General features: G+C 62.2%; 16 protein-coding genes and 2 pseudogenes. 9 read left to right on the top strand and 9 right to left on the bottom strand.

All coding sequences use genetic code 11. The features are described from left to right. Nucleotides 1-172: 172 nt before the first annotated feature. The 8 genes from ACP7A5_RS15390 to ACP7A5_RS15425 form a co-directional block, all read right to left on the bottom strand. Nucleotides 173-628, bottom strand: coding sequence for a cupin domain-containing protein (locus ACP7A5_RS15390; protein WP_426042733.1), 456 nt, complete (start codon nucleotides 626-628; stop codon nucleotides 173-175). 57 nt (nucleotides 629-685) lie between these two features. Next, nucleotides 686-1,078, bottom strand: a complete 393-nt coding sequence (locus tag ACP7A5_RS15395) for a Rid family hydrolase (RefSeq protein WP_426042734.1) — start codon at nucleotides 1,076-1,078, stop codon at nucleotides 686-688. A gap of 75 nt (nucleotides 1,079-1,153) precedes the next feature. Then, the gene (locus ACP7A5_RS15400; protein ID WP_426042735.1) at nucleotides 1,154-1,642 is read right to left on the bottom strand and encodes a carboxymuconolactone decarboxylase family protein; all 489 of its coding nucleotides are present in this window, start codon (nucleotides 1,640-1,642) and stop codon (nucleotides 1,154-1,156) included. A gap of 88 nt (nucleotides 1,643-1,730) precedes the next feature. Further along, nucleotides 1,731-2,465: a sulfite exporter TauE/SafE family protein gene (locus ACP7A5_RS15405; protein WP_426042736.1), complete on the bottom strand. Its 735-nt coding sequence runs from the start codon at nucleotides 2,463-2,465 to the stop codon at nucleotides 1,731-1,733. 151 nt (nucleotides 2,466-2,616) lie between these two features. Continuing rightward, nucleotides 2,617-3,393: a crotonase/enoyl-CoA hydratase family protein gene (locus ACP7A5_RS15410; RefSeq protein WP_426042737.1), complete on the bottom strand. Its 777-nt coding sequence runs from the start codon at nucleotides 3,391-3,393 to the stop codon at nucleotides 2,617-2,619. An 88-nt stretch (nucleotides 3,394-3,481) separates the two neighbouring features. Further along, nucleotides 3,482-4,351: a 3-methyl-2-oxobutanoate hydroxymethyltransferase gene (panB, locus tag ACP7A5_RS15415; protein ID WP_426042738.1), complete on the bottom strand. Its 870-nt coding sequence runs from the start codon at nucleotides 4,349-4,351 to the stop codon at nucleotides 3,482-3,484. A gap of 104 nt (nucleotides 4,352-4,455) precedes the next feature. Then, nucleotides 4,456-5,274, bottom strand: coding sequence for a dienelactone hydrolase family protein (locus ACP7A5_RS15420; RefSeq protein WP_426042739.1), 819 nt, complete (start codon nucleotides 5,272-5,274; stop codon nucleotides 4,456-4,458). Nucleotides 5,275-5,339: 65 nt separating this feature from the next. Next, entirely contained in the window at nucleotides 5,340-6,032 is a 693-nt protein-coding gene (locus tag ACP7A5_RS15425) for a DJ-1/PfpI family protein (RefSeq protein WP_426042740.1), read from the bottom strand. An 88-nt stretch (nucleotides 6,033-6,120) separates the two neighbouring features. On the opposite strand from ACP7A5_RS15425, the gene ACP7A5_RS15430 reads away from it, so the two are divergent. Further along, nucleotides 6,121-7,119, top strand: coding sequence for a GlxA family transcriptional regulator (locus tag ACP7A5_RS15430; RefSeq protein ID WP_426042741.1), 999 nt, complete (start codon nucleotides 6,121-6,123; stop codon nucleotides 7,117-7,119). A 168-nt stretch (nucleotides 7,120-7,287) separates the two neighbouring features. Beyond that, complete coding sequence (locus ACP7A5_RS15435; RefSeq protein ID WP_426042742.1) at nucleotides 7,288-7,824, top strand: hypothetical protein; 537 nt, start codon at nucleotides 7,288-7,290, stop codon at nucleotides 7,822-7,824. A gap of 409 nt (nucleotides 7,825-8,233) precedes the next feature. Here the strand turns inward: ACP7A5_RS15435 and ACP7A5_RS15440 are convergent. Further along, nucleotides 8,234-9,387 (bottom strand): annotated as a pseudogene (locus ACP7A5_RS15440) (IS30 family transposase). Nucleotides 9,388-9,442: 55 nt separating this feature from the next. On the opposite strand from ACP7A5_RS15440, the pseudogene ACP7A5_RS15445 reads away from it, so the two are divergent. From ACP7A5_RS15445 to ACP7A5_RS15475, 7 genes and pseudogenes are all read left to right on the top strand, one after another. Next, a pseudogene (locus ACP7A5_RS15445) lies at nucleotides 9,443-10,210 on the top strand (alpha/beta fold hydrolase); the annotation flags it as partial. A 58-nt stretch (nucleotides 10,211-10,268) separates the two neighbouring features. Further along, a complete protein-coding gene (locus ACP7A5_RS15450; protein WP_426042743.1) occupies nucleotides 10,269-10,478 on the top strand; it encodes a hypothetical protein in 210 nt (69 codons plus the stop codon). Nucleotides 10,479-10,680: 202 nt separating this feature from the next. Beyond that, the gene (locus ACP7A5_RS15455) at nucleotides 10,681-11,064 is read left to right on the top strand and encodes a hypothetical protein (protein ID WP_426042744.1); all 384 of its coding nucleotides are present in this window, start codon (nucleotides 10,681-10,683) and stop codon (nucleotides 11,062-11,064) included. A gap of 453 nt (nucleotides 11,065-11,517) precedes the next feature. Further along, entirely contained in the window at nucleotides 11,518-11,973 is a 456-nt protein-coding gene (locus tag ACP7A5_RS15460) for a hypothetical protein (protein WP_426042745.1), read from the top strand. Then, nucleotides 11,970-12,689 (top strand): hypothetical protein, encoded by a 720-nt coding sequence (locus ACP7A5_RS15465; RefSeq protein ID WP_426042746.1) that lies wholly within the window; start codon nucleotides 11,970-11,972, stop codon nucleotides 12,687-12,689. Before ACP7A5_RS15460 ends, ACP7A5_RS15465 begins: the two co-directional genes overlap by 4 nt. Next, the gene (locus ACP7A5_RS15470) at nucleotides 12,682-13,455 is read left to right on the top strand and encodes a hypothetical protein (protein ID WP_426042747.1); all 774 of its coding nucleotides are present in this window, start codon (nucleotides 12,682-12,684) and stop codon (nucleotides 13,453-13,455) included. Before ACP7A5_RS15465 ends, ACP7A5_RS15470 begins: the two co-directional genes overlap by 8 nt. Then, complete coding sequence (locus ACP7A5_RS15475) at nucleotides 13,452-15,416, top strand: hypothetical protein (protein ID WP_426042748.1); 1,965 nt, start codon at nucleotides 13,452-13,454, stop codon at nucleotides 15,414-15,416. Before ACP7A5_RS15470 ends, ACP7A5_RS15475 begins: the two co-directional genes overlap by 4 nt. Nucleotides 15,417-15,503 lie beyond the last annotated feature (87 nt).

Here is a 15,503-nt window from a genome sequence, read left to right on the forward strand (position 1 = left end):
GCCGCGCCGGACGTGCGGCCAGAATCTTGCGAGGGCCGATTCTGAGTCAGGTGGGAGTTAGAAACAGTGAGAAGGGACAGGCCGAGATTTACGCCCATGATGAACTCTCATCCACGTGCCTTAACGATGCACAGTCTCCCATGCAGGCGGCCTGAACGACGTTGCGGGCAGTCTAATACGCAGTGCCGTCTTTGTGGCGGTAGCCGTCCGAGCGATTACCAAGCATCAGATCTATATCGGGATACGCGGCTGAGTCATTCTTTGGATTTCTGGCGCCGACTTCCAGGATTACGGCTTCGCAGTCCGACCGGTTTTGGAGGTGATGCCCGTCCGCCAGCCCTGCTGGAAAGCCGGCGCAGTCACCTGCCTTCATCACCTGTGCTCCGGCGTCGGTGTACAAGACCACCTCACCTTCGAGGACGTAGACAAACTCGTCCTCGGCGGAGTGCCAGTGCCGCTGGCTGGACCACTGGTAGGGTGGCAACCGCAACAGGTTGACTCCGAACTGGCTCAACCCGGCTGCGTCACCCAATGCCCAGCGGCGACGGCCGGCGCACTGCTGGTCGAAAGGTTGCGGATAGCCTGAACCGAACCTGGTCGGCGCCGTCGTAATTTCGATCTTCGGCATCAGGGTTTCCGTCATTGCAGTTGAAACGATGGCTACGGGCGACCAAGCCGAGATAGCTTAGGACCGGCACCTACTGCCTATGACGGCAATCGCTGCGATTTCGCACTTCAGCGCAGGCATCAGCAAAGCGGACACGCCGACGGCTGTGTGGGCCGGGTAGTTCAACGGGATGAACTCGCGTTGCACCGTTTTGAAGCCCTCGAAGTCCGCTGGGTCGATGTGATAGGACGTCATCGAAATGATGTCGGCCATGGACGCTCCAGCGCAGGCCAAAACCGTCTTCAGGTGGCCAAACGCAAGGCGGATCTGGTCCTCCTTGCCTTCGGGGATGCCGCCCGGGGCGTAGCCGACCTGACCCGACACGTGGATCGTATCTCCAATCCTGACTGCCTGTGACAACTGGAATGCCTCATAAAGCGGCTCGGACCCGGGTGGATTGATGAGTTGCATAGTCATGGTGTTGGTCCTTCTGGGAAGCAGCTCGGATTGCCCGAGAGGGGGCGCGACAACGGCACAAACGGAAGCCTAGCCGTGCGTCGTGGGGCCGAGATCATTCCGAACGCGAGCTGCCCGACTGCGAGCAGCACTGAGGTTGAAACTTACCGCCAGAAGGTTCCAGGCGTTGATTGCGGCGACCGCGACCGTCAGGCGGACCAGGTCCGCCTCGCTGAACTGCTCTACGGCTTCTGCATAGATGTCGTCGCCCACTGGCCCTGCAGAGATCAATGTCACCGCCTCGCTCCAGGCGAGCGCAGCACGCTCGCGTGCGTCAAATACCGAGCTTTCCCGCCACGTGGATAGCAGTCCCAAACGCCGCGGGTCCTCGTGGCTGTCGAGGGCCTGTTTCACATGGGTCTCCACGCAGTAGGCGCAGTTGTTCAGTTGAGATGTCCGAATTCGTATGAGTTCGACAAGGCTCGGGGAAAGCCCGGCGCTGGCGACGTAAACATCGAGCTCCGTCAGCGCCTTGAGGGCGTCGGGCGCCAGGAGGAAGGGATGCGAGCGGTGGGACACGTGGCGAACTCCAGTTGTGGTTTATCGATAAAACCGGCCGTAGACCGTCGATCCCTAGGCCTCTTGGGTAAGGGTCGGTTGACCGGTCTCAGTAGGCGCGTGCGAAGAAAACGGCTGTGGTGACGACCGTGATGAACAGGATGACGCCTCGAAGAACATTCGCCGGAAGCCGGCGGCTCAGCCGCGCGCCCACATAGCCGCCCAGTATGCCGCCGATCATGACGATAGAGGTCTCGGCCCAACTCACCAGGCCCGTAGCGGCGAAGCACAGTACCGCAGCGCCGTTTGCAGCCGCCACCATTACGGTCCGCAGAGGCGTCAGTTGGCGGAGGTCGGCCGTCGTCGCGAGGCCCCAGACCGCTAGCATCATCAAGCCGACCGCTCCGCCGAAATAGCCGCCGTAGATCCCGAGCAGGAACTGAGCGAAATAGATGGAGCGGCCACCGAAGCGAAGGCCGACGTTTCTCAGAAGGGTGTTCGCCCTTGGTCCAGCAGCGAGGGTTACTGTGGCCAGAAGGAGCAGCCACGGGATAAGTGTGCCGAAGGCCTTTTCCGGAGTGAAGAGCAGAAACAACGCTCCCACCAGGCCTCCAGTAACGCTTAGACCCAACAGGATTGCAGACGACACGCCGGCAAGAGGTTGGATGTCGCGCCGGTACGCCCATCCGCTTGCGACGGTCCCGGGAAACAGCGCGACAGTACTCGAGGCGTTGGCCATGGTGGGGGGCAGACCGGCGAGCATAAGCACCGGCAGGGCGACGAATGTGCCCCCGCCGGCCACCGCATTCATTGCTCCTGCGAGCATGCCTGCGCCGAGCAGCAAGGCTATTCCGAAGACGTCCCCACCCATCATTCAAGGGACTCAGGGAACCGCATCACCGCGGCGGCTGGGGAGCCGGAAAGGCAAGCGCTGGCAAGGCTCTTGAAAGAAGCTTTGCCAGAAAGCAGGGGCGGGGTTTCGAGGGGGATGTTGGTCATGTCGCGGATCGCAGGCGCGTCCGGAACATCTGGATACCATTTGCGACGCCTTCGCTTGGCGCTGTAATGGCGAACCAGTTTGCCTCAACCGCTAGAGCCTCGTCGATAGGGAGGTTGATCCCTCGCGTAACGGCCGCCAGGCAGGCCGTCACTGCGCTCGGGGGATAGCAGATGATCCTTTCGGCCAGAGCTTGCGCTTCATCGAGCAGTCGGGCGTGGGGAACGACCTGATTCACCAAGCCGATCGCTTCCGCCCGTTCAGCGTCGATTGCAGCGCCCGTCAGGATCATCTCCAACGCCCGTTTTCGCCCAATGTGGCGTGGAAGGCGTTGACTGCCTCCGAACGGTGGAGGAAAGCCAAGCTTGATCTCTGGCTTCGCAAACATTGCTTGCTCGCTTGCGATTGCCAGGTGAGCAGCTTCGGTCACCTCGCAACCGCCGCCATAGGCCAGGCCATTGACAGCGGCGATGAAGGGCTTGGGGAAGGATTCTATCCGACGAGTGAGCCCTTGACCGCGGACGACGACTTCCCTGACGGCAGTTTCGACACCTTTCGCCAAGCTTACCGCCAGGTCCTCGACGTCGGCACCCGCAGAGAAGGCGCGCTCACCTTGGCCCGTCAACACAATTGCGCGAACCTCGTCATCGCTCTCAATGGCAGTCAAGAGGCGCATAAGTTCGTCTATCGCGGCGTAATTGAGCGCATTCAGTTTCTCCGGGCGGTTGATCGTCAGGATCGTTACTCGTCCATGCCTTGCCTCGATCACCGACATCTCAACCCTATCTCGCGCTTCACGGAGTTGCGAAGCGAGCAGAACTGGTCAGCCTGCGCAGGGGCTAGGCAGTCGTCGTTGCCAGCCATTACGAGAGCCTCTGGTCAGGAGCGGCTTCGAGTAGTGGTGGCTGACCGGTCCCGTTGAAATAGGTTTCAGCCGCCGCTGGAAAGCGCCGGGCGCGGACATCCTCAGCGTAAGCCCCGACGGCCCTGGTAATTTCGGATGCCAGATTCGCGTATCGGCGCACGAACTTCGGCGTCCATTCGAACATTCCAAGCATATCTTCCGTGACCAGGATCTGACCATCGCACCCTGCGGAGGCGCCTATTCCAAACGTGGGAGCGCCGATTGCTTTGGTGATGCCGCGAGCCAGGCTCTCGGCGACCCCTTCTACGACGATGGCGAATGCGCCGGCTTCGGTGGCGGCGTGAGCTTGCGCGAGTACAGACTGTCGTTCCGCCGCCGTCCGTCCCTTGGCCTTGAAACCGCCGTCGATGTTGACGGCCTGGGGGCACAGGCCGACGTGCCCCATGACCGGGATCCCCCGATCAACCAAGTAGCGGATCGTGTCCGGAATTGTTGGGCCGCTTTCAACCTTCACGCCTTGGGCCCCGGTCTCCTTCATAACCCTCACCGCAGCTCCGTATGCCGCCTCTGGATTGGCTTCGTAGGATCCGAAGGGCAGATCGATCACGACCATAGCCTTACGCGAGCCGCGCATGACTGCCTGGCCGTGGAGGATCATCATGTCCAGCGTGACAGGCACCGTCGAGGAAAAGCCGTGCGCAACCATCCCGGTCGAGTCGCCCACCAACAGGAGGTCGCAGGCGTCGTCGAGAAGGCGCGCCATGGGCGCGGTATAGGCAGTCAAGGCGACCAGGGGATCCCCGCCCTTACGTTGAAAGATGTCAGGCGCGCTGATCCGTCGGACTTCGGATTTCCGATGAGTAGACATGGTTCCTCACATGACGACGAGCGGGACGGGGCCGCTGCAAGAGGCTGCGAAGCAACTTCACAGGGGCAGCGGTGAAGCTGGCAGGATCGAAATGGGTCTCTCGCTCAGGCTGCCGACTCAGCTTTCACGAGGCGCTCTGTGAAGAACGCCAGGATCTCGTCTCGCGCTGTCAGGGTGGGCTGCCCCGCCTCGTCAATGAGATGGGCGGTCACAACACTATGCGGGTAAGGCACATGGCGGGCGAAGAACGGAGCGACGTCGGTGCTGGCTGCATTGTCGGGAAGCACTCGCCCGACGAACCGATCGCCCAAGCCCTCGGCATAGGCTGCGAACCGCTCGGCCCGGCAGATCTTATCGCCCTCAAAGCGATAAGCCAGCACCGTGAGTTCCTCGCGATCGAGCCGCTGCCGGACAGCCTCCAGATCATCAGGCCCGATCTCCAGACCGGCGGGGTCGTCGAGCGGCAGCGAGGGCTGGGATAAAACCGGGGCAAGGACGGAAGCCTCCAGCATCATCGACAGAGCAAAGTTTCCGGTGAAGCACATTCCGATTGCGCCGATACCGGGGCCGCCACACTCCTCGTGCGCCAGCCGCGCGAGGGCCCGGAGCCACTGGGTGACGGGGCTGGAAGCGTTGGCGCCAAAGGCACGGAATTCGGCGCTGACACACGCGCGCCGAAACACATTGGCCCCCTCGTCTGCATCCGGCACAGCACCGTCACGGCCGAAGAGCGACGGCATGTAGACGGTGAACCCGGCATCGCGCACCCAACGGCTGAAACGAGCGACATGGGGGCTGATACCCGGCATCTCGGTCATAACGATCACCGCGGGTCCCGAGCCGGCGACGTAAACCGCCTTGCCAAGACCATCGAGAATGACTTCCCGCCGCGTGAAATCTTCGAGCGGGTCTTCCACCTTCATGCTTCGTCCAGGCATTGGTCTCGTCCTCTTTGGATGGGGTGCGGAAACTGCTCCGCCCGCGACGTTCACTGCGGCCTTGGCGCGAGTTCCGCCGCCCGGCCGATCTGCGCGCGAACGCGCTCTTCGCCGCTTGCCGCCCAGGTAGCCCGCACGTACGCGAGGGTTTCGGGCCTGGCCTCCTCCGGAGAACCCGAGCGGAACGGGGGCGACGGCGCATACTCCATCATGAGTTGGGTCACGCAAGCGCGGTCCTCACCCGCCAGCAGGCCAACCAGCATCAGGCCGAAGTCGATCCCGGCGGTCACCCCGCCGCCGGTGGCTCGGTTACGATCGACCACCCAGCGACCTGCCGTGGGGATTGCGCCGAACTGCGCCAGCTCATCGCGCATCAGCCAGTGACTGGTCGCCTGATAGCCGGTCAGCAGGCCAGCGGCCCCCAGCAGCAACGAGCCCGTGCAGACGCTGGTCACCCAGTCGGCCTTCTCACCGCGGGCAGCCAGGAAATCGACGGTCGCCCGATCTTCGAGGAGATCGAAGGTGGCGGCTTCGCCACCGGGGACGAACAGGATGTCGGGTTCTTTCCACGTATCCGAAAAGGAGTTCGTGGCCACGACGGAGAGACCGGCGTCGGTAGGGATTTGGCCCACCGTCTTCCAGACATACTGCAACTCGGCCCCCGGGAGCCGGGCCCAGGCCTGGGCCGGACCGATCAAATCAAGCGGCGTCATCCCCGGATAGACCAGCATCTGGATTTTCATGAAGGATGGTCCTGCGTGTGGGAGTGGACGGCGTCGAAGCCGCAAGGCGACTATCGACGCCGGTCTTGTTGGCGGCTATGACAAAGATATGGTTCAAACTGCCAAAGCCCGACGGGTGGCGATCGTCCTCTATGACGACGTTCAGCTCCTCGACGTCGCCGGGCCCGCCGACGTCTTTGTCCAAGCTGATCGTCGGGCGGGCGGCGGCGCTTATGAGGTGATCTTCGTCGCGGCGCAGGCGGGTGTGCGTGGTGCAGGCGGACTGACGATGACGGCGACGCCGATTGCCGCCGTCTCGGGCGGAGTCCACACCCTGATCGTTCCCGGTGGCCCGGTCGAACCCTTGACGGCCGCCTTGGCCGATGAAGGGTTGCTGGGCTGGATCAATCAGGTAGCGGGCGGCGCGACGCGGGTGGTGTCCATCTGCTCCGGGGCGTTTTTGCTGGGCGCTCTCGGCCTGTTGGACGGCCATCGCGCCACCACACATTGGGTCGCGCTCGATCGCTTTGCGGCACGCTTCCCCAACGTCCGGGTGGAGCGTGAAGCGTTGTTTGTGGAAGATCGCCGCATCTGGACCTCAGCGGGCGTAGCCTCCGGCATAGATCTGGCCCTGGCGATGGTGGGTCGCGATCTTGGTCCAGACATCGCCTTGCAGGTGGCTCGTGACCTCGTTTTGCATCTGGTCCGTCCCGGCGGGCAGTCTCAGTTCAGCGGGCCGCTGTCCCTGCAAACGCGGGCGGGGCCCGATTTGGCACGGCTCATCCCATGGATGACCGATCAACTCGACCGCGAGGTCACTGTCGCATCGATGGCGCAAGCCATGGGGATGAGCGAACGCAGCTTCCATCGGCGGTGCCTGTCGGCATTCCAATTGGGGCCCGCCAGATTGCTGTCCGAACTGCGGCTGGACCGCGCCCGCAGCCTGCTTTGCGACCCTGCCTGCGCAGTACAAGAGGTCGCGGGTCAGTGTGGCTTCAAGGATGCAGCAGCGTTTTCCTCTGCATTTCTGAAACGCTTCGGCGCTTCGCCGGCCGCGTTCCGCCGCGCTTTCACCCGACCAACCGGCTCTGAATCGCAAGGGGTTTGATTCCGGCGCGCTGATTGGCAGTCCGGGAGTTTTCTTTGGCAGGGCCATCAGATCCTCACCGCCCTACAAGCGGGACTTGGTGGAGACCCGTGCCTGCACGCCAAAGGAAGCTCCGCCGCACTGCCCTTGGCGGCGCAGCCGACTGGGCGCTCATGAGGGGATCATCGAATGTCCGACGCAACCAACGCCTCTGCCGTCGCAATGCCGCCGGAGATCGCCCGCTACATTCGCGGCGCCGAGACCGAGAACCTCCAGTTCGAGTTCCTCATCGGGGAATGGACGGTTGAGGGCTGCCGCTTCACGGCGTCAGGCGATGTAGCGATGCGATACTCCGGCACGTGGCGGGCGCAGTACATGCACGACAAGCGTATCGTTCTTGACGATTTCACCATGCGACTTCCCTCCGGCCAGGAGGTCTCCTCCTTCGTCACGCTCAGAACCTACTGCTCCCTTACCCAGAGGTGGGAGATGGCCGGACTCGGAGCCCTTCAGCCGGCCATGAACGGCGAATGGTTTGGGCGTTTGACGGGCGAAGAGATGGTTCTCCAGGCGACGGCGCGTCTTGCCGACGGTTCCGTCGTGCGAAACCGGATCCGGTTTCACGATATCGCTCCGGACCGGTTTCGCTGGGAAAGTCACAATAGCTTCGATGACGGTGGGAGTTGGGTCCCCGCCGCGAACATGATCGTCACACGCCGTGCCTGACGTCGGCAAACGCTGCTGCAAATTTCGACGGTGGTCCCGATCCACGGTTCGCGACCGACATAGAGATCCTGTCGCTCGGACGTTGCCTTGCGAGTTTGCTCAGTACGGTGGGCTTAACGCTGCAGGGGGTACAGCGCTCGCAACTCCGAAGTGCGCCGACTCTGAAACGCGGCGGCTTGGACGGACACAAAAGGCTGCATCGTTCTCAGTGCCGCACCTGACATCATCCAGCCCGTTGCCGATATCCGGCGGGTGCTAGAGTCCCCGAAGGGCAAGCGACCGAACTACTCCGAGCCCGGCTCATCAGGCTGGATGCGCAGCGCGCCGCATTTGTCGCCATTACGCCGTTTAGTCGGTGGAGAATGTCCGGTTGTATGTCGCACACGAATGTCCGCTCACGGTGGTGGGCTCAACTGATCGCTGCAACACACTCAGCGAAGGTCTCTGCTGGCGTGCGATAGAGCAAGGTCTTTCTGGGCCGTTCGTTGAGCTGTCTGGCGATGGCGATGGCGTTGAGCTGGGCCTGGCTGTGCAGGGACAGGTCGGTTCCGTGCGGCAGATACTGGCGCAGCAGCCGGTTGGTGTTCTCGTTCGAGCCGCGCTGCCACGGTGATCGGGGATCGCAGAAGTAGACCTCGACGTCGGATGCGAGAGCCAGCCGCTTGTGATCAGCCAGCTCCTTGCCGCGGTCCCAGGTCAGGGACTGGTAGAGTTCGCCGGGTAGCTTCTTCGACTGTTTGATCAGGGCGGTGACGACGCTTTCGGTGTCCTTGTTGGCGACCTTGACCAGCATGACGTAGCGCGAGTGCCGCTCGACCAGGGTGGCGACGTAGCTGTTGCTGGACCCGCCGATCAGGTCGCCTTCCCAGTGGCCGGGGACGGCACGATCCTCGACGGAGGCGGGCCGTTCGCTGATGGAGACGGCGTCCCTGATCTGGCCAAGGCCGTTCCGCTTGAGCGTGGCGTGCTGCGAGCGGCGGATGGTCCGCCGGGCTCTGAGGTGGTCCAGCAGTTCCTTCTCCAGCACCCCTCGGGTCTGGATGAACAGGCTGCGGTAGATCGTTTCGTGCGACACCTGATTGTGCGGCTCCCGGGCCAGGTGCGCTTGAGCCAGCCGGCGATCTGCTCGGGCGACCAGTTCCGCCGCAGCCCGGCCGATACTGTCCGCGCCAGGCCGGGTCGGCAAGCCAGCTCGCACCGCTTCGGACGCAAGGCCCGATCCCAGGCCCCCTGATCGGAGCCTGTCGCGCGATACCGTTCCGCCCCGCCGTTGCGCAGAACCTCGCGGCTGATCGTCGATGGCGACCGCCCCAGCAAACGGGCGATGCCACGCAGCGAACAGCGCGTGCTGAGCCCTCGCGATATCTCCTCGCGCTCGCCCAGACTGAGCGCCCGATCCGCCCGTTTCCGGTCGGGAGGTCGGATGCCGCCCGTCGGCGACAGCACCGAAAACACCGACGACGACTCCCGATCGAACCTTCGTCCGATCGAACTCATCGATTCGCCGGCCCAGATCTCAGCCCGCTGAGCCGCCGAGTAATAAATCCGCCGCCGCTGCGTCATCGCCCAGGCTCCATCTCCGAAGAAAAGCTAGCGTGTTGCGTTCACCGGTTGGCCGTACGACATTCACGCGTTTGTGGAAGTAGCGCCAATCCTGGTCGCATCCGGTATGCGAGTCCTGGCACCACATCTGCGTGGCTACGGCACCACACGCTTCCGTAGCGACGGTGCACTACGCAACGGGCAGCAGGCCGCCCTCGCCCACGATGTGATCGCCCTCATGGACGCGTTGATGATTCAGCGGGCGGTCATCGCCGGGTTTGACTGGGGAGCCCGCACCGCAAACATCGTCGCCGCCCTCTGGCCTGAGCGATGCCAGGCAATGGTGTCAGTCAGCGGCTATTTGATCGGCAGCCAGGAAGCCAATAAAGCGCCCTTACAGCCAGAAGTGGAGCTGTCTTGGTGGTATCAGTTCTACTTCGCCACCGAGCGGGGACAGGCCGGCTATGACCGCAATCGTGAAGCCTTTGCCCGCCTGATCTGGCGGACCGCTTCGCCCCAGTGGCGCTTTGCCGAGGCGACATTTCAGCGGTCGGCCGCATCACTTCAGAATCCGGATCATGTCGCCATCACCATCCACAACTATCGGTGGCGTCTTGGTCTGGCCGAAGGAGACGAGAAATACGACGCCTACGAGCGCCAGTTGGCCCTGATGCCGGACATCTCAGTTCCGACCATCACCATCGAGGGAGAGGCCAATGGAGCGCCTCACCCGTCGGCGGAGGCCTACGCGAAGAAATTCACGGGACCCTATGCCCACCGCCTGCTGGGCAACGGAGTTGGCCACAATCCGTCGACGAACGAAGCAGCGTCTGCTGCCGGCTAACCGCCGAAGACATCTTCTTCTGTATGTTTCGGATACTGGAAGGAAAGGGGTGGCTGCGATGAAGCGCCACCTTTTTGAATTGACGGCTTGGCTTCCGCCGCAGGGTGTTGAGCGCCGGTCGCCTTGGGTCAGCGATGCGTGGCTTGCCGAGGTCCTCAGTCAGAACCCCGATCCCGATGGTTTGGTCGAGTTCGAGCCCGGCGACCACCCCATCGCCGACCCGCCAATCGTTCACAAGATCCGCTCGGCGGGCTACGTCCCGGAGTGAGCGCTGCTCTGCGGTGTGATGGCTAACGCCGCGTACCGGCAAGGCGTTGGTGCTGGCGAACCATTGCCTTGCGCCGGCAAGAAAACGATGTCGCGTTTCTTGCAACGACCGCCCTGGTTTGAGAGGGTGATGTTGTCGTCCACTATGACGACACCGCGCTCGGCATGAGGCCGCGCACACACCCCCTAACCCAGATGTAATAATGGCGATTGAAGCCAGCTGCGGACCCGTGGATATTCACCGCGGCCTTCCGCTCCCCGAACAAATCACGCTGCAGGCCCTGGTCCTGCTCCGGGCGCCCGGCCCCGACGGCGTGCATTTCAAGCCGACGGACATCATCTCCGAGTCCGAAAGCGCCCCGGTCTCGATCACGTTCCGGCTCGATGCCTATCGACTGATGAGCGAGGAGGCGGTGACCATCCCGCTGAAGCCCGGCTCGTGGCCGTCGGCCTACTTCCTTCTGATCGACGAAGATGGGAACCCGTTCGCCCAAGGCGCGGTCCGCACCCCGGACGGCCTGCCGGTCTGCGGAAGCCTGGATGCAGCGAAGAACCGTCTGCAGATCATGCATCACCGCCGAAGCTGACCCCCGATGACGCGGAGGCCGGCGTTTCAAGACGCCGGCCTCCGCGTCATCGGTCGGCGTCCGGCGCGACAGCGCATACGCACCCTACACTTGATGTCCTTCATCGTTGGCACCGGCCACTGCCCAGGATCGGTCTGACACAGAGACTAAGCTCCGCTTCGGCGTCGAACCCATCCATTTGCATCGCCAAAAAGTCGTTGCTTCATCAGATTTAGCGTGTTGTTTGTGCAACACTAGGTACAACTCAAGATATACTTGGCGTGAAGAATGTCGTCCGGAGGTCCAATTAGACCCTTATCCTGATGTTTCTATTGAGGAAAACGTCATTAATTTCCGCCGTTAAGGTTAAAATTCAAGCAAAAGTCGCAAAAATTATACGTTTGACTCTACTTCTAATTGTCTGATCTCATAAGCAACAGCCGCCGATGTCCGACGGTGTTGAGAGAAGAGATCATGACCATCCAAGCAATCAAAACCACTCAGGACGCAACCACCTACAAGATCAAGGTACGGGAGCTGGCCGGCAACGACGGACTTCTTAAGGGGTTTGGCCAGATCGCGGGCTACCTCTTCGGCGACCGCAGCCTGGCGGCCCAGATCGAGCAGGCCGCCGAGGTGGGCGACCTCCCGCACTTCCACCTGAACGGCGAACTGTGCGCGACCAAGACTGCGCTGGAGCTCTATGCCTACCGTCTCCTCGGCGGGGCTGAGCCCCGCGACCGCAAGGAGCGCCGTCGCCGTCACGGCGATCGCCGCACGCGCGGTGGGGGGCGCGCCAACCTGCCGCCTCCGTTTCGTTGCGGACTGCCGAAGGGAAAGATCCTCGCGCTGACGCCCGAGGGAAAGGTAGTAGTCGTGACGATCGCTGCCCCGCGTCAGTCGCCTTCAGGCAATGAGGCCGCCGCTTGAGCGCGCTCGTGATCTCGCGCTCCATCCAGAGTTCGCCGTCTGGTCTTGGCGCCACGGTGTTCGCGCGGGCTGACGGCACGCCTATGCGCCGACACGCTATGGGCCGGCGCAGGCCGGGGGGACAGTACCGGAGCCGCAAGAACGGGTTCGCACTCCGCTGGACGTCGCGCGCGGAACTGTCGGCCTTCTACCGGGCCGAGGTGGACGCCGACATCACGGGGTATCGCGCGCACCCTCATCGCCTGGAGTTCGTCAGACACGGCCAACAGCACTCATATGTGCCCCACCTCGAGCTCAAACATGCCAGCGGCCTTGTTGAAATCCTGGAAGTGGTGCCGCGCATCCCGTTCGAGGGACTTGGCCGCTACATCGCCAAGCTGAGGGGGGCGGCCGAAGCGTATGAAGCCTTGGGATTGCGGTTCCGCGTCGTAGACCGCTCCGTCGTCGAAGCGGAGCCGCAGTTCAGCGCCGCCCAAACAATCCAGAGCTACCGTCATACCGTCGTTAGCACACGCGACATGATGCTCATCGATCGCCTTCGTCAACTTGGCGAGATCCAGAGCCTCGGTTCGGTCAAAGCTGCATTCGCAAATCCCGCGCTCGCCATGGCGAAGGCCTTCGCCATGGCGGTGCGGCGGATCATCGAGATCGATCTGACCGATGGCCTGCACGACGGCGCGCTCGTTCGCATCCTCAGTGAGGATCGCCATGATTGAACGCCCTCGTCTTTCCAACACCAAGGGACTCTCGAGTTCAGGCCACAGCGTGCCTCAGGCATGCTCAACGATCGTCCCTCCTGGCTGGGGACTTGATCGCGACGCCCAGCCGGTCCGCGAGTTCCGCCGGCAGCGGCTGCGCCATGCATGGCGCGGGTTCTCAAGCTCCCACAAGATCAGGTCGAGCCGCATGAGGATTTGCGAGAGCACGCTGGAGCGGGATGCGCACACGGTTCTCTCGGCTGACCCCCAGGTCCTATACTTTGGCGTTCAGCCGCACTGGCTGACGTTCGTTGATTTCACCGATCAAGGCCAAGCCGTGTGGCGGAGATACGCGCCAGACATCATCGCGCAGTTGAGGAACGGCCGCCGCGTGGTGATCGAGGTCAAGTCCATCACATTCGCCGCGTCGGAACCTTGGCTCTCTCGACAAGCCGCTATTCGGGCTGCGTACGCCGAGCATGACTTGGACTTTGTCGTCCTGACCGAGCTTGAAATTCGAAATCAGCCGAGGCTCGAGAACTGCCGCATCATGCTGAGTCACCGTTCGTTCGGTCTCGACGCGCAACACCTCATCGCGGTCAGAAGCTCTCTCGGAGTTGCGTCCTCGCCGGCCACGATAGCCACGATCATCGACCTGGCGCGGGCACGCGGCGGCGAACAGTCACCTTCCTTTTCAACCCTGATGCAAATGATCCTGACCGGCGAGATCACGGCCGATCTGAGCCGCCCCCTGGGCGACGACACTTTGGTGAACTGGCAATGACCGCCGCTATCCAAACGATCCTGCAAGACTCAATGCCGACGTCCGGCCTGCCTGTTGACCTGACGCCGAAAGTGGCTTTGCCCGTGAACGGCGTGATCACCTTGGACAACGCAGAATACATCGTCGAACGACGGGTAAACGATCGTTGGCAAATCCTGAGTTTCGAGAACGAACCCGTCTTCTTGACGGATCGCGAAGTGCTGAGCGCCATGGGAGCAGGCCGACTGTTCGTTCAATCCAGTCCCATGACGGCGGCTCGCAGTCCCATGTCCCCGCTGGTAACGAGCGAGAAGGCGGCCAGAAAGAACCACCAGAAATATGAATACGTCAGCGCTTGCCGGGGACTGCCACGGAGTCGTCCTTCACTCTCGCCCATAATCGAACGGGTCGCTGCTGAACTTGGCAATAAGGCACCCTCGTTCAACACAGTTCTCAATTGGCTGGACCTGGATGCGGCAAACGGCCTGCAGTACGGAACCGCCGCCCTTTCCGACCGTGATGACTGCAAAGGCAAGCGTGGCAGTCGGCTGCCGTTCTGGCAGGAAGCCGGCCTGTCTGCCGGCGTCGAACGCTGGTTGACCCCCGGCGAGACCATGGCCTCAGCCTACTCGGCGGTGGAAGCGGCCGTTGCGGCGTTTAATGCGCAAGAGGGACAACTGATCGATCGGAAAGCGCTTAACAAACACCAAGTTCGCGCGGACGGTTCTCTTAAGGCGCCGACGCTGAAGACCTTCGAGCGTCGCTGCCACGCGGTCAACCAGATCGAGCGCGACATGCACAAGAAGGGCCTCGCCTATGTGAAACAGCGTTACTCGGCGTGGCAATCCATGCTCCTCCCCGACCGCCCATACGCGGAGGTCGAGTGCGATCACTGCACGCTTGATATCCAGATCATCGACACGACCGGGCTCGTTCTCGGAAGGCCTGACATTATCGTGTTCATCGACCGCGCCACCAAGGGCATCGTCGGCCATTCGATCGGCTTCGAGGCGCCAAGCTACGCGTCGTTCGTGAAGGGACTGAAAAGCACCTACTTCGAGAAAGACCTGACGCCGTATCCTGCGGTCACCAACCCATGGCCATGGGTAGGTCGCATTGGCACGCTCTACGTCGACAACGCATTCCATTTCATCGGGAACGATATCAAGGCTGCGGGACATGATCTGGGCTTCAACACCACTATCTTGCCCCCCCGCTCGCCATGGCTGAAAGGCTCGATCGAACGGTTCTTCGGCACGTTGAATATGGGTCTCGTGCACCGTTTGCCGGGTACCACGTTGAACGACGTCAAGAAGCGTCGGGATGCAGAGAACCTGACGCCGCCGTCGCTGACCCTCGACGCGTTTGAGGCGCTGTTCGTCTACTGGATTTGCCAGATTTACCACGTGACGCCGCACCGGGGCCTGAGCGTGCTGAAAAGTACCGGCGACACTCCACTTAAAGCCTGGGCGGACAAGCTCTCCGGCTATTCGACACCCGGTCCGCCTTCGCCTGACACCTTCCTCAGCCTCGCTGGAGAACGTAAGACGCGTGTGATTGGCCGGGCCGGCATTGAGTGGGACCGTATTTTCTATCAGTCGCCGGACCTAACGGCGGTACAATCCCATCCTGGCAATCGACGCGGTAAGGGGACCTCCACCCGCTACCAGGTCATCCGCGATCCCTCGGACCTGGGCGCGATCACACTCGTCAATCATCACACCAACGAGACCGTTACGGTCCCGGCCGCGCACGCCTATGCGTCATACGCTCAAGGTACGTCACTTCATCAACACAAGGTGTGCTTGGCCAGGGCCAAGGAGCGCCGAAAGATGAGTGATATTGAGCTCGCTGACCTGGTCGCAAGCCGTGAGTTGCTCAGCCGCATGATCCAGGAAATTCTCGACAAACCTTCCACCAAGAAGGTGCACAGCAAGCTTGCCCGTTATCTGTCCGCCGTCAGCGCCAATGAGACAGATTGAGGGTTCCGTTTAGAGGAGGATTTTGGTCTCGTCGTAGTGACGAAGGAACGAAGATGAGACCAAAATCCTTGCCCTTGAAGGCAACGC

It is taken from the genome of Brevundimonas sp. TWP2-3-4b1 (assembly GCF_049897665.1).
GTDB lineage: Bacteria > Pseudomonadota > Alphaproteobacteria > Caulobacterales > Caulobacteraceae > Brevundimonas > Brevundimonas subvibrioides_B.